Origin of the sequence: Curtobacterium sp. LFS079, from assembly GCF_047977865.1 — a bacterium.
Classification (GTDB): Bacteria; Actinomycetota; Actinomycetes; order Actinomycetales; family Micrococcaceae; genus Arthrobacter.
Map to the genome: position 1 here is coordinate 1 of NZ_JBFPFO010000029.1, position 1,893 is coordinate 1,893.

At 55.9% G+C, this 1,893-nt stretch carries 1 rRNA gene; it reads left to right on the forward strand.

The window, feature by feature from the left end:
• Positions 1–177 precede the first annotated feature (177 nt).
• Positions 178–1,704, forward strand: a 16S ribosomal RNA gene (locus ACNQPB_RS20055).
• The last annotated feature ends 189 nt before the right edge of the window (positions 1,705–1,893 follow it).

The window sequence follows — 1,893 nt, forward strand, 5'->3', positions numbered from 1 at the left end:
CTGTTGTTTGAGAACTCAATAGTGTGCCAAGTTTGTTGATACCGATTTGTTTTTTGAATTGGTTATTGCCGGGTTGCCCGCACCCCCGTGTGTGGTGGCCTGGTTTTGGCTGGTTTCAGATTTTGTGCAGCCGGGCTGGTGTTATTTCCACTGGTTTTGGTTGTGTCTGTTTGTTTTTTGACGGAGAGTTTGATCCTGGCTCAGGATGAACGCTGGCGGCGTGCTTAACACATGCAAGTCGAACGATGATCCTCAGCTTGCTGGGGGGATTAGTGGCGAACGGGTGAGTAACACGTGAGTAACCTGCCCTTGACTCTGGGATAAGCCTGGGAAACTGGGTCTAATACCGGATATGACCTTTCACCGCATGGTGGGGGGTGGAAAGCTTTTTGTGGTTTTGGATGGACTCGCGGCCTATCAGCTTGTTGGTGGGGTAATGGCCTACCAAGGCGATGACGGGTAGCCGGCCTGAGAGGGTGACCGGCCACACTGGGACTGAGACACGGCCCAGACTCCTACGGGAGGCAGCAGTGGGGAATATTGCACAATGGGCGCAAGCCTGATGCAGCGACGCCGCGTGAGGGATGACGGCCTTCGGGTTGTAAACCTCTTTCAGTAGGGAAGAAGCCGCAAGGTGACGGTACCTGCAGAAGAAGCGCCGGCTAACTACGTGCCAGCAGCCGCGGTAATACGTAGGGCGCAAGCGTTATCCGGAATTATTGGGCGTAAAGAGCTCGTAGGCGGTTTGTCGCGTCTGCTGTGAAAGACCGGGGCTCAACTCCGGTTCTGCAGTGGGTACGGGCAGACTAGAGTGATGTAGGGGAGACTGGAATTCCTGGTGTAGCGGTGAAATGCGCAGATATCAGGAGGAACACCGATGGCGAAGGCAGGTCTCTGGGCATTAACTGACGCTGAGGAGCGAAAGCATGGGGAGCGAACAGGATTAGATACCCTGGTAGTCCATGCCGTAAACGTTGGGCACTAGGTGTGGGGGACATTCCACGTTTTCCGCGCCGTAGCTAACGCATTAAGTGCCCCGCCTGGGGAGTACGGCCGCAAGGCTAAAACTCAAAGGAATTGACGGGGGCCCGCACAAGCGGCGGAGCATGCGGATTAATTCGATGCAACGCGAAGAACCTTACCAAGGCTTGACATGGACCGGACCGCTCTGGAAACAGGGCTTCCCTTCGGGGCTGGTTCACAGGTGGTGCATGGTTGTCGTCAGCTCGTGTCGTGAGATGTTGGGTTAAGTCCCGCAACGAGCGCAACCCTCGTTCCATGTTGCCAGCGGGTTATGCCGGGGACTCATGGGAGACTGCCGGGGTCAACTCGGAGGAAGGTGGGGACGACGTCAAATCATCATGCCCCTTATGTCTTGGGCTTCACGCATGCTACAATGGCCGGTACAATGGGTTGCGATACTGTGAGGTGGAGCTAATCCCAAAAAGCCGGTCTCAGTTCGGATTGGGGTCTGCAACTCGACCCCATGAAGTCGGAGTCGCTAGTAATCGCAGATCAGCAACGCTGCGGTGAATACGTTCCCGGGCCTTGTACACACCGCCCGTCAAGTCACGAAAGTTGGTAACACCCGAAGCCGGTGGCCTAACCCCTTGTGGGAGGGAGCCGTCGAAGGTGGGACCGGCGATTGGGACTAAGTCGTAACAAGGTAGCCGTACCGGAAGGTGCGGCTGGATCACCTCCTTTCTAAGGAGCCTCTAACTTCTCCTGGTGGGTGACTGCATGGTTGTCGTACCGGGGTGGTCAGGAGATACAGCCCATTGCGCAGGCGTTCGTTCTGCGGTGGGTGCTCATGGGTGGAATATCAACGAATCAGTTTTTTTGGCATGGCCTGGTGGTTGTGTCCTGTGGTGAGTACGGTGCCTGTTTCCTTTT